18 protein-coding genes are annotated in these 24,463 nt (G+C 35.7%); 5 read left to right on the forward strand and 13 right to left on the reverse strand.

The features are described 5' to 3' along the window. Positions 1-27: 27 nt before the first annotated feature. The 4 genes from murA to lepA are packed head-to-tail and all read right to left on the reverse strand — an operon-like array spanning position 28 to position 6,023. Entirely contained in the window at positions 28-1,344 is a 1,317-nt protein-coding gene (murA, locus tag N2Z72_00730) for a UDP-N-acetylglucosamine 1-carboxyvinyltransferase (protein MCX7696201.1), read from the reverse strand. Then, positions 1,345-1,980, reverse strand: coding sequence for a DUF4290 domain-containing protein (locus tag N2Z72_00735; GenBank protein MCX7696202.1), 636 nt, complete (start codon positions 1,978-1,980; stop codon positions 1,345-1,347). An 18-nt stretch (positions 1,981-1,998) separates the two neighbouring features. Continuing rightward, positions 1,999-4,233, reverse strand: a complete 2,235-nt coding sequence (locus N2Z72_00740) for a UvrD-helicase domain-containing protein (GenBank protein MCX7696203.1) — start codon at positions 4,231-4,233, stop codon at positions 1,999-2,001. Between the two features lie 2 nt (positions 4,234-4,235). Beyond that, positions 4,236-6,023 (reverse strand): translation elongation factor 4, encoded by a 1,788-nt coding sequence (gene lepA, locus N2Z72_00745; protein ID MCX7696204.1) that lies wholly within the window; start codon positions 6,021-6,023, stop codon positions 4,236-4,238. A 97-nt stretch (positions 6,024-6,120) separates the two neighbouring features. Between lepA and N2Z72_00750 the strand changes: the two genes are divergently transcribed. After that, on the forward strand, positions 6,121-6,972 hold the full coding sequence (locus N2Z72_00750; GenBank protein MCX7696205.1) for a T9SS type A sorting domain-containing protein: 852 nt from the start codon (positions 6,121-6,123) through the stop codon (positions 6,970-6,972). 1 nt (position 6,973) lies between these two features. Continuing rightward, positions 6,974-8,137, forward strand: a complete 1,164-nt coding sequence (locus N2Z72_00755; GenBank protein MCX7696206.1) for an MFS transporter — start codon at positions 6,974-6,976, stop codon at positions 8,135-8,137. Here N2Z72_00755 and N2Z72_00760 read toward each other — a convergent pair. Next, entirely contained in the window at positions 8,120-10,522 is a 2,403-nt protein-coding gene (locus N2Z72_00760; protein ID MCX7696207.1) for a carbohydrate binding family 9 domain-containing protein, read from the reverse strand. The genes N2Z72_00755 and N2Z72_00760 overlap by 18 nt on opposite strands. A gap of 146 nt (positions 10,523-10,668) precedes the next feature. On the opposite strand from N2Z72_00760, the gene N2Z72_00765 reads away from it, so the two are divergent. Both N2Z72_00765 and N2Z72_00770 read left to right on the forward strand, forming a co-directional pair. Further along, positions 10,669-11,802 (forward strand): AI-2E family transporter, encoded by a 1,134-nt coding sequence (locus N2Z72_00765; protein MCX7696208.1) that lies wholly within the window; start codon positions 10,669-10,671, stop codon positions 11,800-11,802. After that, a complete protein-coding gene (locus tag N2Z72_00770; GenBank protein MCX7696209.1) occupies positions 11,783-12,721 on the forward strand; it encodes a radical SAM protein in 939 nt (312 codons plus the stop codon). Before N2Z72_00765 ends, N2Z72_00770 begins: the two co-directional genes overlap by 20 nt. 124 nt (positions 12,722-12,845) lie before the next feature. Here the strand turns inward: N2Z72_00770 and N2Z72_00775 are convergent, their stop codons facing one another. From N2Z72_00775 to cysS, 3 genes are all read right to left on the reverse strand, one after another. Next, positions 12,846-14,012 carry a carboxypeptidase-like regulatory domain-containing protein gene (locus N2Z72_00775; protein ID MCX7696210.1) on the reverse strand — a complete coding sequence of 389 codons (1,167 nt, stop codon included), beginning with the start codon at positions 14,010-14,012 and terminating at the stop codon, positions 12,846-12,848. 155 nt (positions 14,013-14,167) lie between these two features. Further along, entirely contained in the window at positions 14,168-15,196 is a 1,029-nt protein-coding gene (locus tag N2Z72_00780; GenBank protein MCX7696211.1) for a M28 family peptidase, read from the reverse strand. Next, entirely contained in the window at positions 15,181-16,650 is a 1,470-nt protein-coding gene (gene cysS, locus N2Z72_00785) for a cysteine--tRNA ligase (protein ID MCX7696212.1), read from the reverse strand. The genes N2Z72_00780 and cysS overlap by 16 nt, the downstream gene beginning before the upstream one ends. A 67-nt stretch (positions 16,651-16,717) precedes the next feature. On the opposite strand from cysS, the gene N2Z72_00790 reads away from it, so the two are divergent. Next, positions 16,718-17,683, forward strand: a complete 966-nt coding sequence (locus N2Z72_00790) for a D-alanine--D-alanine ligase (GenBank protein MCX7696213.1) — start codon at positions 16,718-16,720, stop codon at positions 17,681-17,683. Here the strand turns inward: N2Z72_00790 and N2Z72_00795 are convergent. From N2Z72_00795 to N2Z72_00815, 5 genes are all read right to left on the reverse strand, one after another. Next, positions 17,673-18,311, reverse strand: coding sequence for a lipoprotein signal peptidase (locus N2Z72_00795; GenBank protein MCX7696214.1), 639 nt, complete (start codon positions 18,309-18,311; stop codon positions 17,673-17,675). The genes N2Z72_00790 and N2Z72_00795 overlap by 11 nt on opposite strands. Beyond that, the gene (locus N2Z72_00800; GenBank protein MCX7696215.1) at positions 18,304-18,726 is read right to left on the reverse strand and encodes a TraR/DksA C4-type zinc finger protein; all 423 of its coding nucleotides are present in this window, start codon (positions 18,724-18,726) and stop codon (positions 18,304-18,306) included. The genes N2Z72_00795 and N2Z72_00800 overlap by 8 nt, the downstream gene beginning before the upstream one ends. Before the next feature lie 6 nt (positions 18,727-18,732). Then, the gene (ileS, locus tag N2Z72_00805; GenBank protein MCX7696216.1) at positions 18,733-22,095 is read right to left on the reverse strand and encodes an isoleucine--tRNA ligase; all 3,363 of its coding nucleotides are present in this window, start codon (positions 22,093-22,095) and stop codon (positions 18,733-18,735) included. 66 nt (positions 22,096-22,161) lie between these two features. After that, the gene (locus N2Z72_00810) at positions 22,162-23,319 is read right to left on the reverse strand and encodes an RtcB family protein (GenBank protein ID MCX7696217.1); all 1,158 of its coding nucleotides are present in this window, start codon (positions 23,317-23,319) and stop codon (positions 22,162-22,164) included. Positions 23,320-23,395: 76 nt separating this feature from the next. After that, complete coding sequence (locus N2Z72_00815) at positions 23,396-24,451, reverse strand: hypothetical protein (protein ID MCX7696218.1); 1,056 nt, start codon at positions 24,449-24,451, stop codon at positions 23,396-23,398. Positions 24,452-24,463: the final 12 nt, after the last annotated feature.

Raw genomic sequence — 24,463 nt, forward strand, 5'->3', positions numbered from 1 at the left:
TTGATTAAAATTGATTTGAAAAAAGAACTAGTATTCTTCTTCTCTTTTAATTTTTGCTCCCAATTGTTGTAGAACCAATTCAATACGCTCGTAACCTCGATCAATTTGATGAACATTATGAATGATGCTTTTTCCACGAGCAGAAAGAGCAGCAATGAGCATTGAAATACCTGCTCGAATATCAGGTGAAGACATTTCTATTCCTCGCAGCGGATATTTTCTTTCCAGACCTATGACTGTAGCACGATGCGGATCGCATAAAATAATTTTGGCACCCATCTCAATCAGATTATCAACAAAAAATAAACGGCTTTCAAACATTTTTTGATGAACCATTACACTTCCACGAGCTTGAGAAGCAACTACGAGTACAACACTCAATAAATCGGGTGTAAATCCTGGCCAAGGGGCGTCACTAATCGTAAGGATACTACCATCATACGGGGTCTGAATCTCATAAACATCCTGATACGGAACCACAATATCATCTCCTTGCATTAGAATTTTAATTCCGAGTTTTTTAAACACATCAGGTATTTGGCCTAATTGAGGTAAACAAACATTTTTAAGTATAAGATTACTTTGAGTCATGGCAGCCAACCCAATAAAGCTCCCCACTTCAATCATATCAGGCAAAAGGGTATGATCAGTTCCATGCAAAGATGACACTCCATGAATGGTCAGCAAATTGGAACCAATCCCATGAATTTTAGCTCCCATGTTAACCAACATCTTACAAAGTTGCTGAATATATGGCTCACAAGCAGCATTGTAAATTGTCGTTGTTCCTTCAGCTAAAACAGAAGCCATAATCAAATTAGCCGTACCTGTTACCGAAGCTTCCTCCAGTAAAATATAAGTTCCCCTGAGTCTATCACTTCTGAAAGTAATTACATTTTTATAGTTATCTACTTCTACATTCGCCCCCAACTTTATAAAACCATGAATATGAGTATCAAGTCTTCTTCTGCCTATTTTATCACCGCCAGGTTTGTTAATAATGGCTAAGCCAAAACGAGCCAAAAGGGGTCCAGCAATTAAAATACTTCCGCGCAAAAGAGAAATTTTTTTTTCACAAAGTAAAGACTGAAATTTTTCAACAGTAACATTTCTCGCGTTAAATCGATAAGAACCTTTATTTGATAATGGCTCCACTTCCACTCCTAATAATTCAAGAATTCGAATTAAGTTCTTTACGTCGAGAATATCTGGTAAATTATGAATGATCACATCTTCATCCGTAAGCAATGTGGCACATAAAACTTGAAGAGCTTCATTTTTTGCACCGCGAGGTTGAAATGTTCCTTCTAAATGGTATCCTCCCTCAATAACAAATCGGGACATCTATCTTCTTGTTTTATTATACATCAATAGTTGCTTTTTCTTTTTTCCATTGCTTGAATAAGAGTTTCTTGCTTCCTTACTTTGCCTATAGGATTCTTGTATTTGCTCTATTTGCTCTGTTGTTAGAATAATTTTCCCATTTGAAAGTTCTCTCATTTGTTCGATAATTACCGAATCTTTAGCATGTTCTTTGTTCCAAGCATAATAAAATTTTTTCATCAAAATTACCGTAAGTTTAATAAGTTCATTTTTCTCTAGACCATCTTCCATTTCCGCTATTCGTTTGATAAGAGTTTGAATGTACTTTCCGTGATATTTATATTTAATAATTTCGGGATTTGAATAAGAAAGCGGATGAGGTTTTATTTCCTCAGGAGGTGTTGGTTTTGGAAAAGGCGAATCAATATCCAGCATAAATCCGGAAATGATATGGAGATGATCCATAAGTTTTTGCTTAATTTCTGGATTATCCCGCAGATGCACTCGAGTAATAATAGCCATTACTTGGACAATTTCAGTAGCAATTTTGCTTCTCACTTTTTTGTCCTCAATTTTGGGTAAATATTCAATTACTTGCTGGATATACCGACCGTATTCAGTCATTCGTATTTTTTCAAGCTGAGTGTTGTATCGCATGGATGTATTTTAACAAAATTATGAAATTATTTTAAGTTTGGCGAATTTTAATAAAAGTACCCTTTTCCCAGCCGACTCAAATGCTACGACAGCTCTCTTGTTTTCCCCTTCACCTTCCGTACTTTCCACATATCCTTCGCCATAGTGAGAATGCAAAACTTTCATACCAGGCATGACATTGTCAGCAGGTGGTATTTCTTCTGGATGAATATGATAAAGAGGTGTTTGAAATTGTCCATTTTTTTTAGGATTCGGTAATGTTGCAGTTGTGTCAGCTGGCGAAAAATACTTATTGACCTTTTCAAAAAGCTCTAGTGGGATCTCTTCTAAAAAAGGACTAGGTTTTCTTATTTTAATTTCTCCCTGAATCGATCGTGTTCGAGCAAAGGAAAGAAAAAGTTTTTCTTGAGCACGGGTCAGAGCAACATAAAATAACCTTCTTTCCTCTTCAATCTTGTTTGGTTCATTTTCCAAACCATAATAATGAGGAAATAGATTTTCTTCTAGTCCCGTTACGAAAACCACAGGAAACTCAAGTCCCTTAGCAGTGTGTACGGTCATGAGTTTTACATGATCATGCTCTTCTTCACCTGGAGCCATTTCACTTGTAGTCAACAATGAAACTGAGGACAAATAATCAAGCAAAGTAGGAGCATGATTGTTTTCAAAAATAAATTTCTGCTCAAAGCCACTGATACTGTTTAACAACTCTTCAATATTTTCAATGCTTGCTACTTTTTCATTTTTGCTAAGATTCTCGATATCTTCCTTCATTCCACTTTTCTCATAAATATAGTAAGCCAAGTCGTACAACGATGAAAATTGAAGTGTACGAAAGGTTTCTATCAATTTTACAAACTTTTTTAATCTATCAATAGTGCCAGCATTAAAATTCTTTTCTTCGACTTTTTTCAATATATTCCACACACTTGTTTTTTCCTCTCGAGCAAAATGAACCAGTTTCTCAATGGTTGTTTCTCCAATTCCACGGAGAGGATAATTAATGATTCTTAGCAAAGCTTCTTCATCATCTGTATTAATAACAACTCGAAAATATGCTAGTAAATCCTTAATCTCTTTTCGATTGTAGAATGATAAAGAACCATATATTTTGTAAGGGATGTTGCTTTTGCGAAGGGCAATTTCAAAAGCACGGCTTTGAGCATTGGTTCGATATAATATTGCAAAATCGCTATGTTTTCGCTGATAAGACATTTTATAGTGAAACAAATGACTGACCACTTTTTCTGCCTCATCCTCTTCATTTAATCCCTGTAACAGAGAAATAGGTCTCCCTTCTTCTTTAATTGTCCATAGATTTTTGGGAATTTGCTGCCTATTTTGCTTAATAAGATGATTAGCTGCCTCAAGAATAACTTTAGTAGAACGAAAATTCTGCTGAAGTTTTACTAGTGTAAATCCCGGAAAATCCTTCTGAAAATCGAATATGTTTTGAATATTCGCACCTCGAAAACTGTAAATGCTTTGTGCATCATCACCAACCACACAAATATTTTTATGATAATCTGTAAGCAATTTCAAGATTTCATACTGCAATACGTTAGTATCTTGATATTCATCGACGAGGATATATCTAAATTTATTACCATATTTTTTCCGAACTTCAGGATGGTTCTTGAGAAGTAAATATGTGAAATAGAGGATATCATCAAAATCCATTGCATGAGATGTTCTCATTTGCTGCTGATATATTTGATAGATAGTACCTGTCTCGGGGATTTTTTCCCATCGATCTTGCTCAGAAAAAGTCGGATGGTTAAAATAGTCTATGTAGCTGATAAGGTTAGTTTTAGCCATAGAAATACGTTCTAAGATTCTTGACGGCTTATAGACAGTGTTGTCTAAATTAAGTTCTTTGATGATTTTCCTTATTTTTTGAAGGCTATCGTCTCGGTCATAAATGGTAAAATTTTTATCAAAATCTATTATTTTATGTTCGACCCGTAGTATGCGTAAAAAAACGGAATGAAAAGTTCCAGCCCATAGTTGTAAAGCATTTTGAGATGACACAAGTTGACGAATTCTTTGTTTCATTTCTTCAGCTGCTTTATTGGTAAAAGTCAAAGCCATGATTTGGTCAGGTCGAACTCCCTGTGAAATAAGATATGCAACACGATAAGTAAGTACACGAGTTTTGCCACTTCCAGCACCAGCAATGACAATCAAGGGACCATCTCCATGTGTGACAGCTTCGTACTGCTCGGGGGTTAAATCTTTAAGAAAACTAGTCATAATCAATCGAGCTTTAATACAGCCAAAAAAGCGCTTTGAGGCACTTCTACTTGACCAACCTGCCGCATTCTTTTCTTTCCTTCTTTTTGTTTTTCAAGTAACTTTCGCTTCCGGGTTATATCTCCACCATAACATTTAGCCGTAACATCCTTTCTGTATGGTTTGATAGTTTCGCGAGCAATGATTTTTGATCCTATAGCAGCTTGGATCGCAATTTCAAACTGTTGACGAGGTATAAGTTCTCTTAGTTTTTCACATATTTTTCTTCCAAGGGGATATGCATTGCTACGATGAACTAGAGCAGAAAGAGCATCTACCTGATTGCCATTAAGAAGGATATCCAGCTTAACTAGGTCTGATTCACGGTAGCCTATTTCGTGATAATCAAAAGATGCATAACCTTTCGAAATACTTTTAAGTTTATCGTAAAAATCAAAAACTATTTCTGCTAGTGGGAGCTCGGATACAATTTCAACCCTGTCTACAGAGAGAAAATTTTGCGATTTTAAAGTGCCTCTTTTATCTATGCATAATTTAATAATAGGACCGATGTATTCAGCTTTCGTAATGATTTGTGCTTCGATGTAAGGTTCCTCAATGCGTTCAATTTTAGTTGGTTCTGGCATTTCACTTGGATTATGAATTTCTATTAATTCTCCTTTTTTAGTGTATATCAAGTATGAAACATTGGGTACAGTGGTAATGACACTCATGTTAAATTCTCGATTTAGCCTTTCTTGAACAATTTCCATGTGAAGTAAGCCAAGAAACCCACACCTAAAACCAAATCCAAGTGCTGCCGATGATTCAGGAGTAAAAGTTAAAGCTGCATCATTAAGTTGAAGCTTTTCCAAAGATTCTCTGAGTTGATCAAATTCATCAGGATCAACAGGATATAACCCGGCAAAAACCATAGGTTTTGCTGGTTTAAAACCTTTAACTGCTTCAGGACATGGGCGGTTTACATGTGTAATAGTATCTCCAACACGAACCTCACTAGCAGTTTTGATACCTGAAATAATATAACCCACATCACCTGCTTGAATAAAAGGTTTGGGAATGTATTCTAACCCTAATGTTCCAACCTCATTTGCTTGATACGTCTTTCCTGTGCTAAAAAGTTTTACTGCATCATTCGTACGAATAATTCCATTGAAAACACGGAAATAAGCAATCACTCCTCGAAATGAATTGTAAACACTATCAAAAATTAAAGCTTGAAGAGGTGCATCAGGATCACCTTGAGGCGGTGGGATTCTCTCTATAATAGCCTCCAGAATCTTGTCCACTCCCTGACCTGTTCTAGCACTTGCTTCGATAACTTCATGAGGTTTGCAACCTAAAAGTTCTACTATCTGATCTCTGGTCTCTTCAATCATGGCAGAAGGCATATCAATTTTGTTAATCACTGGTATAATTTCCAAATTGTTGTCAATAGCTTGATACAAATTAGATATGGTTTGGGCCTGAATACCTTGAGTTGCATCCACCACAAGTAAAGCCCCTTCGCAAGCAGCAATAGCTCTACTGACTTCATATGAAAAATCTACATGTCCAGGAGTATCAATTAAGTTTAAAACATATTCTTCACCTTTATACTCATACTTCATTTGAACGGCATGACTCTTAATGGTAATGCCCCTTTCTCTCTCCAGATCCATGTCGTCGAGAACCTGATCAAGAAGATTTTCTTTTGAGATAGTTCCCGTAAGCTCGAGTAATCTATCTGCTAGCGTCGACTTACCATGATCAATGTGAGCTATGATACAAAAATTTCTGATGTTTCTCATAATGTGCAAAAATACACGTTTTACTTAATTCCCTCTTATTAATTCATGAACTAGACATCAATTTTTGAAAAACAATACTTTTGTAAAAAAAAACATAATGAAATGTAATTTCGTAATTTTATTATTGCTTTTCACCCTTTTGAGAGCACAGGATCCAAAAGTCAACACAATAAAGCACGATTCAGTGCCTGTTACACACATGAAGGGTAATGCATTGTATGAAAGCTTTGAATCTTTTCCTTTCCCACCCACAGGTTGGAAACTAATATCCTCCGGGAATCCTCGCACGTGGGATACGGCCTCACTTGACCCATTTGAAGGAAATTTCTATGTACATTGTCTTTACGATGAATCTCTCTCAAGCACCCAAAACGAATATTTGATTACACCCGTGATGGACTTAACACAGTTTTCTTCTGCGATTCTTCGCTTTTATTTCCAGTTTTCTAAGTACTGGGGCATTTATCCTAAAAACAATTACGATCTTTATGTGGTGGTCTCGACAGATAGTGGAAAAACATTTACCGATACTTTATGGAATGAAACTATGACCGACACTTCGAAATGGGAATCGTTTGAGTGGGTAAAGGTTGAACTCTCTCTTAGCGCTTACCTCTCTCAGAGCAAAGTAGCTCTGGCTTTTGTTTATCATGGATTTGATGGTGCTGAAGCTTCTCTGGATGCTATTCAGATCGAAACCGCGGGTGGTATTGATGTTTCTACTTCATCTTTTTCCATCTTTCCAAATCCTGCACAAGATTATATTACTATTAATCAAACTTCAAGCATGTCTGAGTTACTCATCATAGACATGTCGGGTAAAATCATTCTGCGCAGTAATATCACCCCTTCGCAAAAAATTAATATCTCACATCTCCCAAAAGGACTTTATATCATGCAAATTAATTCACCCCAAGGCAACAGCAGGGTTAAACTGATTAAACTTTAATGTGAAAATAAAAAATAAGAAATTTTGGCTATTTATTTTGCTCATAGGCTTTGTCAGTCTCTTTTCTGACATGGTTTATGAAAGTGGAAAATCTCTTTACGGTCCTTTCCTAAAAATGCTAGAAGCATCGTCTTTCACATTGGGTTTTTTTACAGGATTGGGAGAATTTTTGGGTTATGCTCTTCGATATATTTTTGGCAGAATTGCTGATAAAACCGGTAAATACTGGCATTTCGTCTTTTTAGGCTATATGATCAATCTTTTCAGTGTACCATTCCTTGCATTTATCGATATGTGGGAATGGGCTGTTATTATCATTATGCTTGAAAGAGTTGGCAAGGCTATGCGTGCTCCTTCAAGAGATGCGTTGCTTTCTACGGTCACAGCCAAAGTCGGGCATGGTAAAGGCTTTGCCATACAGGAAATTCTCGACCAAATCGGAGCAACTGCAGGCCCTCTTCTCATGACATTTGCACTTTTATTAAAAAATAGCTATCATATCACTTTTGCCCTGCTTTTCATTCCTGCCACCTTGTCTATCTTATTTCTCTTATGGGCTCATGAGAAATATCCCATAAAATCGGAAGAAATCTATTCTTCACGTAATTCTCAACTTACACTCATGTCACTTCGCAAACCTTTGTGGTTCTATATGATTGGTATTGCATTTGTAGCCATTGGCTTTGCTGATTTTCCTCTTGTTGGATATCATATCAAAACCCATAATGTTTTCGGGGATAGTTGGATTCCAGCATTGTATGCCATGATCATGTTGGTCGATGGAATTTCTGCTTTTGGCCAAGGCTGGGCTTTCGACAAATGGGGAATCCGAGTTCTATTCATAGTTTCATTGATCAATCCCATTATACCATGGTTGATTTTTTCAATTGATCCCCTTTGGATCTTAATTGGAATGATAGGATACGGAATTTCTTTAGGAGCTCAGGAATCTATTTTCAAATCCTACTTAGCATCACAAGCTACAGATAATAAAGCAACTCTATTTGGATTTTTTCATATGATATTCGGGCTTTCTTGGTTTTTAGGAAGTGCCATAGCAAGTTATTTATATTCATACGATCGTTTGTCTATGATATTATTCTTAAGTTTTGCTCAAATCGTAGCTATCGTATTTTTCTATCTCCTGTCAAGAAGGTCTGTTTAACCTTTTTCTCAAATAAAAATAATCCAAATAAAACATACACTTGAGACTCAATACTTGATTCCAGTTTTTTTGCATAATATTATGAATTGCGGAGATGTAGTTTGAACTAAAATTGTTTGTCTCTAAAAGAGCATTGGGTTTGAAAGCAATCTGTAAATAATTACCAGGCATAAATTCAAAACTATACAGGATGTCTACTGAAAAGAAATTAAATCCGTAATCAACAGGATAAGAAGTTGAGGTGGGTTTTAGTGTCCCAGTTAAACTATCTAGAACAAAAAATCGATGATATTTACCAGTGTTATAATAGTGTCTTGCCAGCAAAGAAAGCTGCATATTGTTTATGATCGTATATGTAAGTGTTAACGAATTTTCAAATGTCAGCAAGGATCTATTACCAAAAACAGGTACTGAATCAATCAAAGCATAACCTATGTCATTCTTATCTTTAGAAAACGATGAAGAAATTCTAATTTCAATATGGTTTCCAAACTTCATGAGAGAAGATAATAATAGATAATAAGAAAATCCTTCGTATGTGGGGGTGTAGCTGCAACTAAAATTACCATCCATGGCAAAAGGTTTAGAATAAGAAGTCGAAAAGCCTCCATAAGAACCAAACTTAATGGGGTCAATGTAAAACCATCCGCTGATACGTGGTTCATAAAAATCATGCTTCTTCGCAGGATTAATCCAAGCACCAGACCAACAATAAAAATAAGACATGGTAAGCATGTGAAAATTCAAAGAAAACGAGTTATCCATAAGTTTATTCTTACTCATTTTCCACGTACCCTCCAAATTAGCGTTTAATTTCACGAAACGGGCTTTCTCGAATGGATTAAACCATGTATGACTAGCATTTATATACCATTTATGGAAGTCCCTGATATTTTGATAACCAAGGTCATTATAATTAAAATCTTGATTCTGCATATTCATTCCAGCGGAACCTTGCCAATTACCTCTGACTTTACTCAATGAAGTATAAAGAGCTTTTCCGGGCTTATGAGAGAACAATGAAGAGGTATCATTCCATGTCAGAGCTGACAAAATGCTAAATTTAAATCTATTGTCAATAAAGTATAGATCCTTCCCTATGGCAGAAACATTATTTTTGGGATAAGCTTTTGGACGATACGAGTTGGTATTGATGAAATAAAGGGAATTACCGTTTTTCCATTGTTTATCGATAACAACAATGTTGTAATTTGTCTGTGGTTCGGTCAAGATTTTAGAGATAGAACCATCTTGATGTCTGATTTTAGCATACGTATTCTGTACGAATGCATTAAAAAAACCAATTCCTAACCCATTTGATGTTCTTCCGCTTAACTTAAAAGCGTTAAGAAGTTTAGCTTGATCAGGATTTTCAATAATTTCATCTGTCGAATCCACTTGATAAAATACTGCATAGTAGCCATTGGGTTTCTTTCCAATTCGTCTTGAATAGAAAAAATTGCCTTTTGTAAATAACTCAATCCCTTCCTTAAAGAATTCGCGTTGCTCAGAATAATAAGTTTCGAAAGGAGATAAGTTTTTAATTAATTCATCAGTACGTACGTGGTGAAAGTCTGGTAAGAGTGTAACATCCAAAGTAAAGCTTTCATTGATACCCCATTTCAAATCCATTCCTCCTCCATAACTTATGAAACTTCCGTTCTCATTCTTTTGCCAATTCACTGATGCATATGGGTGAAGTGAGAGTCTTAAAGGTGGATAAATGTTTTTAAGTCCTTTAAGTACACCCCAAAATAACTGAGGTTGCCCAACATTTTGCTCTTCTAAAGCCCATTGCGATAATTCTCTCGTGCGACGCACTATACGTTGTATTTGTAAACCCCATTCTTGCTCATCTTTTTTTGGAAATCGAAAAGCATTGTAAGGAATAAAAATTTCAGCATTCCACCCACTATCATGCACGACGGTCGCACTTTTCCATATCGCATTGTATGAATGGTCTTCAAATCGGTAATCTGCTTGCGTTCCCGATGCATATACTTGAAAAGCATAAGCATCGTGCTTGGTTAAATAAGGATCGAAAAAAATAGTTACTTGATCAGCATTAAGGTCGTCATCCTTTTTCCCTAACTGACGAAGAATCTTTCGAGGTTCACTGTCTTTAGCAAAAACGGCAACGTAAATTCCTTCGTTGGTATAAACGATGCTGAAAAAAGTCTGCTGGGAAGGTTCCTTACCATGAAATGGTGATTTTTGCAAAAAACCATCATACCAATATGATATTTTCCAACATGAATCTAAGAAATAACCATCAATGCGAGGTGGATTATTTGCATAAAAAGCGAAGGCCTCTTTTAACTGCTGAGCCATGATTTGATTCAATAGAACAAGCAACAATAGAAAAAATAGTCTACTTTTGTCCATAGGGTCTAAATTACATTTTTTTCATTTATAAAAAACGTCATAATTCTTTAGAGATATTCTATTGAATTTTTTTTAGTTTATATGGTCGTTTTTTTTTTGCAAACACCCTATTTGAGTTTATAAACAAACAAGTACCTTTGCAAAAAATGAAATTAAGCTCCTGGGTTATTTGGTTACCTACGTTAATTGTCTTATTTGTATTTATATATTTTTTTCCTCAAATTCTTGTACTCATCTTGACTAGCTTGATTCTTTCCCTAATGGGTAATCCATTGGTTCAGATCCTTGACAAGATAAAGATTAAAAATTGGCATATTCCTCATTCTATTAACGCCTTCATCGCTTTGCTGGTGGTGGTAGGAATCTTAGTGGGGTTTCTTTGGTTTATGGTGCCTTTTTTACTTCACCAACTTAATTTTTTTATTGGTTTCGACTACGAAAAAATGCTTTTATATTACCAAAATGACATCATTCGCATAGAAAATTTTCTCAAAGAATACCGCTTTCTGAAAGAAGAGGATACGATTCAGTCTCTACTTGCAACCGAAATTCAAAACTTTTTAAACTTATTCAATTTTCAAAAATTTATACAAAACTTATTATCCTTCGTTGGAAACTTTACCATTTTGATCTTTTCAGTACTTTTCATATCATATTATTTTCTCAAGGATGACAAACTATTTTTTAAAGGTTTGAAGCTCATCACGCCCCCTTCAGCACATGATGAAATTGCTAGAATTCTACATTACAGCAAAAAACTTCTTTCCAGATACTTTATTGGACTAGTACTAGAACAAATTATTATGATTTGCCTCATTTCCCTTGGTATGTATATTTTGGGCATTCCAAGCTTTTTCTTGATCGGTTTTGTGTTTGGAGTTTTCAACGTCATACCATATCTTGGTCCATTGATGGGAGGTTTTTTTGGAACGCTAATAGGATTGGCTTCCTTACCCATTGAATCATTATCAATCCTTTTTTTACCCACTATTTTAAAAATGTTTCTCGTCTTCTTCATAAGCAATATGATCGATAATTTTATTCTCCAACCGAACATTTATTCACGAAGTGTTAAAGCTCATCCGCTTGAAATTTTTCTCATTATACTAATGGCTGGTTACCAGTGGGGACCTTTAGGGATGATTCTTGCTATTCCAGCTTATACACTATTGCGGATTATTGCTGTAGTACTCTTTGGCAATTGGGAATTTATTCAAAATATGTTTCGAAACTTTTCCGAACAGCTTAATCAAACTCGAAGTGAAGAGAATAAAAAATAAATTCGTTGAGCTTAGGCTTGTTCTGCGTTGCTTGACATTTAAACGCACCTATCATTATTTTCTAAGCCTTTTTGGTAAATGTATAAGTTACATAGTAAGAAAAAACATAATTATCAGCAAGCCATGGGCCTTAACCATCGAACCCTCATCGGTCTGTCAGCTTACTTGTCCAGAATGTCTAGTTGGGCAAGGTCAGATTCACAGAATTCATCCATTTATGGAAATGAATCTTTTTAATAGGATTCTAATGCAACTACCCTCAAGTGTCTTCTATATTAATTTATATTGGCAAGGGGAACCACTGCTAGATAAAACTATATTCGATAAAATCAGCATTCTTAAAAAGAAAAAACTTTTTGTTGCTTTATCAACCAATGCTCAGAATATCACTCCCAATATAGCTGATCAAATAGTTAGGTCAGGACTTGATAAGATCATCATTTCTATGGATGGAACCGACGAGGAAATTTATCAAAGATATAGAAGAGGTGGACGTTTTCAAAACATTATTTTTTCTCTTCAAGCTTTGCACGAAAGTAAGAAAAAATTAAAACGCTTTACCCCACTAATCGAAGTTCAATTTTTATTATTTGACTACATTAAAAAAGAAGAAATAATAAAAAAGCTTCGCTATTTTCCTCACGATTTGATCAAATTCAAGCAAGTTCAATCATACAGCCGTCCTTTAACTCGAATGAAGAAAAAAATTGTATGTTCTAAGTTACATGAATATCTCGTCGTCTCGACAACAGGTGATATTGTCCCTTGTTGCCAGGATAAATTACTTCATCATACGGTAAGCAACGTATATCATTCGTCTTTAATTCTCACATGGAAAAACAAAAAATTAGAAAACTTCAGAAAAAAAGTTAACCACTCACTCATATATCTTTGTCACACATGTCACTTTGCTAAATAAAGTCATTTACTTCCTGCTTGTATATCTTGGTATATAATTTTAAGGCCTCAAGTTTTTCTTTCTTGAAACATTACTGCTTCAAAAAAGAATAACTTAGAGGCCTTTTGGACTTATTTGTATTTCATCAAATATTCATCACGAAGTACTGTAATATGTTCATAATGTCAGAGGAAGTATGTCCACTGGGATGATTATGGAATGTTGTAAATAGTATTTGTCCCCCTGTACCTACACATGCACCCATGTAGTCACCATGAGCTTGATGAGCTGGCCATGCATTCACAGAAATAGTAATCGTGATGGGGTTGTTGGGGTTTCCTGGTGGGATATGACAAATGGTTATCCAGCCCTGATCTAGTTGACGTTTCAAAGCAATATTGTTGGCATTAAAAGTTCTCATAATTGCAAGTGGTCCATAGCCCAAATTGTTATCCTGAATAAGGACAACCCAATGATTACTTAATTGCTTAATAACTTCCCAACCACCCAAGTCATATTCTACATCAATAGTGTTTTTATTCAAATATGCTGCTAATGGAGGATATGTAATAGTTGCACCAGTTACAATCGTAGATGGGCCCTCTTTAGATGTACATAGTTCTGTGTCAGAAACAAAACCACCTGTTCGAGGCATGCAATTTTTCGTGGATTCAAACATGTCATTTGTTCGATGTGTTTTAGTAGAATTATTATCCCCAATCAAATACTCCACTGCCCAATCAGAGACGTATAAGCTGCCACCATTTGATACATAGGCAGCTAGCGTGGCATAGTGCAATGAATCCAACAGCTCAAGTTTGCCGCAATTAAGGAAAATAGCACCATAATTTTCTAGCGTATTCAAATCGTGCAAATCAGCAATCGTAAGTTCGTCGGCACTGTAACCTAGACTGTCTATAATTATAGTTTCAATCTCATCAAACATTCCTTTAACATAAGCTAAATTAGCAGCCTGAGTCAATTTTACCATACCCCCTGGAATAGTTACACTTTTTCCTTCTTCAATGTTGATCGTTAGCTGTGTTCTAAACACTTTACCACGACCAGATTGAATATGAACCACTTGAGTGCCAGCAGGAGCAACTAATTTAAAATAACCATCTTTACTAGTTGTTGTGTAGTAAATTTCGCCTTCATAGTCTACAAAGACCAAAACACCACCTAAAGGTTTCTGTCCGTTTTGGGTGTAAACTTTTCCTTCAACAAATCCCATCTTTAAGGTCTCAGTATCTTTCTTGCAGGACATAAAAAAGAAGAGACACCCTACGATTAAAAACAAATACTTTTTCATATATTTTTTCTTTTATTACATACAAATATACATAATTTTTTAAAGAAAACAATTTTTTTTAGAAAAAAAATTTAAATATCACTCAAAGAATACGAACTTGAATTACTATTGGTCATTTGTAATTAATTACAATTTCTTAACTGCAAAACGATAACTTATGATATTGTTTTTTCAGTAAAAATAACATGCAAAATCAGCTGACCTACGATTTTAAGCGTATTTTTGTCGATTTGCTCTAAGTCATCTCGGGTGGTGTGCCAATAAGGGTAAAAACCAGTACTACTATTTTTTTCTTGATGAATAATATTAACCGTAGGTATTCCTGCGATAGTATTAATAAAATAATGATCATCGAGTATGGGGTTGGCCTCTTCCATCAAAAAGTAAGAGGAATAACCCAGAGAATGAGCTGTATTCCATATTTTTCGCTGAATAGAAGGAGCAAACTGATGTGAAAAGCCTTCAAGATAGAAAGTAGGATTTTTAGCACCAACCATATCAAGCAAAATACCATAACGAGCTCGATAACCGAGTTTGTGGGGCTTTTTGCTCCAGTATTGAGAACCTAAACCCCATGCGTTTTCCGATACCTTTCTTTGCTTATCTTGAGGTGGACCAAAATCTTCTAGATCCCAAAAAAATATATCTATTCCACTAGGAGTTGAATGTTGAGAAAGAATTCGCGCTATTTCCAATAGAACTCCTACACCTGAAGCCCCATCATTAGCACCTGGAACTGGATCTTTTCTTTTAGCTTGATCAGGATCATGATCTGCTACCGGACGACTATCCCAATGAGCAGAAAGCATGATACGATCCTTCTTTGATGTGTCAAAGGATGCAATGATGTTATATCCAGTACGAATGACACCATCGTAAGTCTTGGTCTTAAACTCTTGAACTGTGACAAATGCACCGAAACTCTTCAATTTCTCAACAAGCCAAATTTTGCATTTTGCATGCGGATCTGTTCCCGGAACGCGCGGTCCAAACGCCAATTGTGCAGCAACATATGCATAGGCACTATCTTCATTAAATTCTGGAACCTCAACGACCGGGGGTTTTTCATCAGCAACAGTGCTCGACTCGGTTTTCTTTCTCGTACAAGTCAACAACATCAATAAAACACCCACCCACATGAGTGAATGTTTATACTTCCTTAAATATTTTACAATTTTTCCCATGTGGTCTGATCCTTAAAATCTTTTAACATAATTCCGTTTTGCTGTAATTGATCACGAATATAATCTGCTAGTTCAAAATGCTTAGCCAAACGCAATTTTTTCCTTGTTTCTATTAGAATTGACATAAGTTTATCAATATCAATAGTTTGAGACGATATTTGAGGCAGTTTTAAACCTAAAATTTTTTCAACGTAAGTTGCTTTGATGTTTTGAAGATGAATTTTTTGTGACTCAGAAATAGGCAAATGATTGTGCAATGCATGATTGATGAAATGAACTATTTCGAAAAGATAAGAAATAACGACTGGCGTATTGAGATCATCGGAAAGGGCTTCCTCACATTTTTCGACTAAATCGTTCAAGTTAAGATCACTATATGGTTCTCCAATGATCAGCTGATCAATACTGTTGAAAGCTTTAGAAAAACGATAAAAAGCCTTGTCGGCAGCTTGAAGGGCTTCATCAGAGAAATCTAACGTACTCCGATAGTGAGCTTGAAGTATGAAAAATCGGATGACCATAGGATCATAAGGTTGGGATAATTTCGGATGTTTTCCTTCAAAAATCTCTTCAAGGGTAATGAAATTATTTAACGATTTGCTCATTTTTTGACCATCGATAGTAATGAGATTGTTATGGATCCAATAGCGAACAGGATTTTTTCCGCTTGCTGCCAGAGATTGAGCTATTTCACATTCGTGATGAGGAAACATTAAGTCCATGCCGCCACCATGAATGTCAAAAGTTTCACCTAAATACTTGGTACTCATGACAGAACACTCGAGATGCCATCCTGGAAAACCTACGCTCCACGGAGACCTCCATTTCATGAGATGATTAGCTGGAGCTTTCTTCCATAAAGCAAAGTCCAGTGGATCTTTTTTCTCATGAGTACCCTCTAGTTCCCGGGTTTGAGCCATTAATTCATCTACATCTCTGCCTGAAAGTTGACCATAAGGATATGATTGTGCAAATTTACGTACATCAAAATAGATAGACCCATTTGATTCATATGCAAATCCAGATTCTAATATTTTTTCTATCATTTCTATCTGTTCGGGTATATGACCCGTAGCATAGGGTTCAATGCTTGGTGGCAATACATTAAGCTTTTCAAGAAAATGATGATAGCGACGGGTATAATATTGCGCTACCTCCATGGGTTCAAGTTGTTCTAGCCGAGCTTTTTTTTGGATTTTATCTTCACCTTCATCGCCATCTCCTTCTAAATGTCCTACATCAGTAATGTTTCTCACATAACGTACCCGGTAACCTACATGTGTCAGATAACGATATAAAACATCAAAAACAACAGCTGGCCTTGCATGCCCCAAGTGCGGGTCGCCATAAACAGTAGGACCACAGACATACATCCCAACACTACCGGAATACAACGGTTCAAATTTCTCTTTCCTGCGAGTAAGTGAATTGTAGAGATACATAACCTGATTTATAGTAGCAAAGATACAAAATACCACAAGTTTGTTTTGACTTTGAATTTCTCTTTATTTTTGAAAAAAAATGAAAGTAGCACTGTTGTACGGTGGATATTCTGGCGAAAATGAAATCTCAAAAAAATCTGCCCTAAATGTCTTATCTCATATAGACAAGCTAAAACACGAAGTATATCTAGTTGAAATATTACCCAAAGAGTGGCTCATAAAACCTCATAATATTCCAATCGATAAAAATGATTTTTCATTCAAAAAAAATGGTGAAGTAATTCACTTTGACGTAGTTTTGATGATGATTCACGGCACCCCTGGTGAGGATGGTTTACTTCAATCTTATTTTGAAATGCTAGGTATCCCTTACACGAATTGTTCTTCTCATGTCTCTATGCTAACGTTTCATAAGTATTATTCCACATTGCTGGCAAAAGCAATTGGTGTTGCAACCGCACCAGGACTATATTTTCCTAAAAATAGTTTTTTAAATGAGTCTCTTATCCTTCATACCTTAGGTCTACCCGTTTTTATAAAACCCGCTACTAGCGGATCTAGCATTGGGATGAGCAAAGTGAATGAAATAAGTCAGTTAAAAAATGCTATTATCAGAGCATTTGAAGTAAGTGAAGATATTTTAGTTGAAAAAGCACTAGCAGGTATTGAAGTTACATGTGGAGCTTTCAAAGAAAAAAACAAAATACATGTGCTACCCCCTACTCTCATAAGAAGTAAGAAAGAATTTTTCGATTATGAAGCCAAATACTCCCAGTCTCTTGCTGAGGAAATAACTCCAGCACCCCTTGAAAAAAAACACATTGAAAAAATTCAAGAAACTACATACCGTCTTTATGAATACTTTCGTTGCAAAGGAGTTGTAAGAATCGACTATATCATGGAAAATGATATTCTTTATTTTCTGGAAATTAACACTGTTCCAGGGATGAGTTTAGCAAGTATCATACCCAAACAAGTTGAAGCATATGGCATGAACATGACTGATTTTATCAACATTCTGATCAACGAAGCATTCAACGTTTAGCTGGAGGAAAAACTTTTTTATAGAAAACCAACAGAATTAATACAGAAGTAGTCACATAGGTATCTGCAAGATTAAAAATCGGTTCAAAAAAAACCCATTCTCTTCCTCCCAAGAATGGTAACCAGGAAGGGAATTGAATTTCAAAGATAGGGAAATAGAACATATCTACCACTTTCCCTTGCATGAATCCTGCGTAACCTCCATCTGGCGGAAACATCCGAGCAGGCATAGCTCCGGAACCGTAAAAATGACTATGTTCGAAAATTAAACCGTAGAAAAGACTATCGATGATATTACCAAGTGCACCACTAACAATAAGAGCAAATACAAACGACTGAATCAATGGTGCATTTTTGACAATAGACTTATACAAAAAGTAAAGAAAAATAAAAAAGGCAATGATTCGAATAGTAGTTAAGATATACTTTCCAGCAACTGAACCAAAAGAAATACCAAAAGCCATTCCTTCGTTTTCGATAAAAAGAAGCCTAAACCATTTGCCAATCACATATCTTTCTTCACCGATCAGAAAATTTGTCTTGATGTAGATTTTCAGAAGTTGATCAAAAAAAAGAAGAAGCAAAATAAAAAAAGCGAAAAAGTAAAATTTTCTCTTACTATTATTCATTGGGCGGAAGGCTTATACGTGGTTCTTTCTTTGTTAGCTTTTGTTTTGCTTCAATGCTTAAGGTAGCGTGAGGAACGATCATCAAACGCTCTTTAGGGATAAGTTTACCAGTAACTCTACAAATACCATATGTCTTGTTCTCAATTCTCACAAGAGCAGCTTCTAAATCACGGATGAATTTTTCCAAACGTGCAGCAAGCCGACTATTTTCTTCTTTGGAAAGTACGTCCGATCCATCTTCAAGCATTTTAAATGTGGGACTCGTATCACTTACGTCATTATCATTCAAACCCGTATAAGCATCCCGTAAGACTTTTAAGTTTTCTCGGGCTTTTTCTAATTTCTGCAAAATGATTTTACGGAATTCTTCGAGTTCCTCATCACTGTACCTTGTTTTCTCTACTTTTTCATTCATACGCAACTAACTTTTTCGAATGAATACAACAAATGGAATATTATCGCCAATTTCTGTTACCAAAGAATTTTCAGGCATTTCCTCACACAGTTCAATTTGATCTGTTAAAGTTTCACTGCAAATATACGAAGAAAAATTTTGCATCACTCGTTGTATAATGTCAGATTTTTTTATATAAACAACGATTCGATCGGTCACTTCAAAATCATTCTCTTTTCTTAAGTTTTGAATTCGATTTACCACATCTCTGGCAAGTCCTTCCAGATATAAATCTTCAGTTATTTCTGTATCTAAAGCTACGACCATATTATCTTCACGTTGCACAACCCATCCTGGGATATCTTCAGCAAAAACTTCTACATCTTCTGGAGTGATAGTGACTACCTGTCCCTGAATAGATAGATCCAATTTTCCTTCTTTTTCAAGTTGTAAAATCTGCTCATTGGTCAAAGCCTGAATGATTGGGGTGAGTTCCTTCATCATTTTTCCAAATCGAGGTCCCAATTGCTTGAAATTAGGTTTAGCTTTTTTGATCACCAAAGAAGTGTCTTCATCAATAATCAGAAGTTCTTTCACATTGACTTCATGAAGAATAATATCTTTAACATGCTCAATCTGTTTTTTCAACCGATCATCATTAAGTGGAATCAGAACCTTTCTTAAAGGCTGTCGTACCCGATGACCCACTTTTTTTCGCAATGACAGTATCATGGAAGCTAACTTCTGAGCAAGTTGCATTCGTTCTTCTAAATCCTTATCAATAAAAGATAAGTTCACTTTAGGAAACATGGCTAAATGAACACTCTCAGCAGGATTTTTCCGTGTTACACTATTTAAATCCTGATATAATCTCTCGGCAAAAAAAGGTGCAATAGGAGACATAAGAATAGCTACTGTTTCAAGCGTAGTATATAAAGTTTGATATGCTGCAAGTTTATCAATGGTCATAGCACCCTTCCAAAATCGACGCCTTGATAAACGTACATACCAATTGCTTAGATACTCTATAACAAAATGTTCAATCAACCTACCTGCCTGGGTTGGTTCATATTGAGCATAACTCTCATCAACTTTTTGTATAAGTGTATTTAATTCAGACAATATCCACCTATCTAACTCTGTTCGCTGATCAATAGGAACTTCAGGTTCTTCATATTTAAAACCGTCAATGTTGGCGTAAAGTGCAAAAAAAGCATAAGTGTTATAAAGGGTACCAAAAAACTTTCTCTGTACTTCTAAAATGCCTTCAACATCAAATTTTAAGTTTTCCCATGGTTGGGAATTAGTTATCATGTACCATCGAGTAGCATCGGGACCATAACGATCGATAGTTTCAAATGGATCAATTACATTTCCTAAACGTTTCGACATTTTGTTACCAAACTTATCCAACACCAATCCATTAGAAACCACAGTTTTAAAAGCAACTGAGTCACTGATCATAGTAGCAATAGCATGAAGTGTATAGAACCACCCGCGAGTCTGATCAACACCTTCTGCAATAAAATCGGCAGGAAAATTACGCTCAAATATTTCCTTGTTTTCAAAAGGATAGTGCCACTGAGCATAAGGCATAGCACCGCTATCGAACCAAACATCAATCACTTCAGATTCACGATACATAGGTTCACCTTTACTGGAAGTCAGGATAATCTGATCGACGTAAGGCCTATGTAAGTCTATTTTCTGATAATTTTCATCCGACAGATCATCTAATGCAAACTCTCTGAGTGGGTTGAACTTCATGAAACCCGCTTCTATACTTTTTTCAATTTCCTGATAAAGTTCAGCAATGGATCCCATACATTTTCTTTCAGTTCCGTCGGTGGTAGACCAAATGGGAAGTGGTATTCCCCAATACCGCGTCCGGCTTAAATTCCAATCAACAATATTCTCAAGCCAATTTCCAAATCGACCAGAACCTGTATGTTCCGGCTTCCATTGAATGGTTTTATTTAGTTCTATCATTCTGTCTTTGTAAGCTGTTGTTCTGATAAACCAGCTATGAAGCGGATAATATAACACAGGTTTGTCTGTTCTCCAACAATGAGGATAATTGTGTTCGTATTTTTCAGTTCTAAAAGCTTTATTTTCTCGTTTTAATTTATTGATAATTTCAACGTCAACCGACAATTCTCGTTCTTTCTCGGGTGTATAATCTGGGTAATATTGAGGTTTAACGAACTTGCCAGCTAACTCTTGCATTTCCTCGGTAAACTTACCTTGCTTGTCGACCAAAGTCAAAGCTCCAAGTTTAAATAGTTTATCCATACGAAAATCATCAGCACCAAAGCTTGGAGCAATGTGAACTATACCGGTGCCTTCTTCGATTGTAACAAAATCTCCAGGAACAACTCTAAAAGGATCTCCTTCTTGAGGTTTTGCATACGGTAAGAGCTGCTCGTATCGTATCTCAACTAAATCTTTTCCCTTAAATTCACCCAAAACTTTAAATGATATGTGTTTTGGGTTTTCTGGTTTTGATAAATTTGTGGTTTCCTCCTCAGGTTTAAACCAGCGAAAAAGTGTTTCTTTAGCCAGAATGACCGTTTGAGGTTGAAGGGTAAAAGGATTATAAGTTTGAACTGCAACATAGGTAATATCAACTCCTACAGCAAGTCCAGTGTTAGAAGGTAAGGTCCATGGTGTTGTGGTCCATGCAAGTATGTAAACATTTCCTTCCTGATCAGGTAAAGAAAAAAGGAATTCGCTTCGTTCATTCCGAATCACTTTAAATTGAGCAACTACCGAATAATCCTTAACCAGCCTATAGCATCCAGGTTGATTGAGCTCATGTGTACTTAGTCCCGTTCCTGCAGCAGGTGAATAAGGTTGAATGGTGTAACCTTTGTAAAGCAATCCCTTTTCGTAAAGTTGCTTGAGCAAATACCAGACACTTTCTATGTATTTGTTGTCAAAAGTAATGTAAGGATGGTCGAGGTCTATCCAAAAGCCCATTTTCACAGTGAGTTCATCCCAAAGTTGCTTGTATTGCATCACATCTTTTCGACATTCTTTGTTGAAATCTTCTATGCTTATTTTTTTTCCAATGTCCTCTTTAGAAATGCCTAATTTTTTTTCAACACCAATCTCAACAGGTAAGCCATGTGTATCCCATCCAGCTTTTCGTTGGACCTGATATCCTTTAAGCGTTTTATATCTGCAAAAAAGATCCTTGATTGTGCGTGACATCACGTGATGAATTCCAGGTTTGCCATTTGCACTAGGAGGCCCTTCGTAAAAAACAAAGGCAGGATGACCTTCTCTGGATGAAATACTTTTTTGAAAAATGTTATTTATTCTCCAAAATTCTAAGATTTCCTGAGCTGTTTTTGGCAAATTAAGCTCATCGTATTCATTATAAAGCATACTTAGATATATTTTTGCTTTGCAAAAGTACAAAATCTGAATTTCACTTTTTGAGGAAACGTTATGCTAACCCTTAATTACAGCCAAAGGATAAAGAATGTGTAAAATCTCAACAAGATCTTTTTGCTCATCAATAACCTGATGAATATCCTTATAGCAATCCGGTGCTTCGTCGAGGTCTTTTTGTTTTTTAATAGCATGTATGATTCCTTGTTTATCTAATTTACTTTTTATTCCATTCAAATCGAGTAGCTGTATGGCTTTGTTTCTCGACATTTTCCTACCCGCTCCATGGGAAGAGCTTCTGAAGCTTTGCGGATTTCCTTTTCCCCGCACGATAAAACTCGGTGTACCTTGACTGCCTGGAATAATACCTATAGTATCACGATCTGCAAGAATAGCACCTTTACGATGCACCCAAACTTTGGTTTTAAAATGCTCCTCGTACGAAGCATAATTATGATGTATGTTAATAATTTTGTCAAATTTGCAGCCTTTTTCTCCTATAATCTCCATAATTCTATGCATCATGTGAAAACGATTTTCTCTTGCAAAATCAAGACAATATTGCATCTCTTTGAGATATTGCTGACCTTCAAGACTATCTACTGGCAAAGCTGAAAGATTCCACGAAGATGGAATAGGGTGACTCAATTTGTCGTTCATCGATTTTGCTATTTTATTATAGTGATCTGCCACTTGTTTTCCTAGATTGCGACTTCCCGAATGAAGCATAATCCATATATAGCCTTCTTTGTCATATTGAATTTCAATAAAATGATTCCCTCCTCCTAATGTGCCTAATTGATATGGAATTTCCTTCCATTCTCTTTCGGTAATGGGACCTACAGGATGACTAAGATTATCGGGCAAACTCTGCTTCTGTTTATGATGTTTGAAACCTACAGGTATGTTATTGTATATTTTATCCACCCATGATTGCAATAATTTACGATCAACTTGATCTTTGTGCAAGGATGTCCGTACGGCACACATGCCACAACCTATATCAACTCCCACAGCATTGGGAACAACAACATCTTTTGTCGCAAAAACTGAACCTATGGGCATCCCAAAGCCTTCGTGAACGTCAGGTAAAAGAACTACATGAAACTTCCCATAAGGATGTTGAGCTAAGTGTTTAGCTTGCTCAAGAGCTCCTTCCTCTATATCTAACGTCCAACTCTTGATAGGTAATCCTTCTGTTTGAATGATCGTTTTCATCATTCACAAAGTTAGATTATAGTAGTGACAATTTCAAGAAAAAGTGATGAAAATCAACTTCAAAACATAATCATAATCAATACCTCCATGAAAAAGTAACACGTGCTGTGATGCCAGGTTTAATAGATTTACCCTGAGCATTCTTTTCGTAAAATTCCATCAGTAAATTAGGAGAAATAATCATATCATTTCGCACATGATAATCGGATGCCAATAACATATAAATTCTACGATCATAAAGTGATTTAAAGTAGCTATTAGGTTCGAAGTAATCAAATCGACCCACAAAAGTCCAGGATTTAAAAGGAGAAAAGTTAGTAAACAAACTAGAGCCATACGAAAAAAATGACACAAATCTCCTTCCTGTATTATAATCATGTTGGTTGTAAAAAGTAAATAATTCCCAACCTATAGATAAATACCTGTTTTTTTTGTACCCCATGAAAAAGGTTAAAAGAAACTCATCCTTATTAAGTGATTGAATGGGTGGGATCGAATCATATAAATCATCCATTTTTTTTCGAAAATAATAAGCACCAGAAAGACTCATAATAAAGTTCTCTACGGGCTGAAAACCGATTAAATAATACAAAGCTTTGTAACGATCATTTTCTAATTTTGTTCCATTGTTATTACCAAGCATCAGAGTAAATAGGAGTCGGTCAGACAAAAATCGACCTCGTAAGGAAATACCCATATCTCTATTCGAACAAAAATTATATAAATCGGTAATCGTTCTCTCTAAAAAACGATGAGACCACCAACGTTCTGAGAGAACAAAAACAGGAGGCTGAATGATACCAAAGCTTAATTCAAATGACCGAAACAAACTATCGAAAGAAAAACTCGCATCTTTCGGAAAAAAACTCAATTTGTTGTTGGTAGCAAAAGTGAAATTGTCTGCTTCCCAAACAATTTTAGTTGAAATTTTTGAAGATAGGAAAAAAGTATAGCCAGCATTTATTCTTCGAAAAATCAGGCCATTCATATGAACAGGATCGTTTAGTATAGCATAATTCATCGTTGTTGACAGACTATCGCGCTGAATATTATAATAGTAATCTCCAAATATCTGAGCAGTAAATTCTTTTCTGATCTCCTGTGGGTAAACAAATTGAAATAAAATGAACATTAACAAGATAAA

It is taken from the genome of Bacteroidales bacterium (genome assembly GCA_026418905.1).
Lineage (GTDB): Bacteria > Bacteroidota > Bacteroidia > Bacteroidales > DTU049 > JAOAAK01.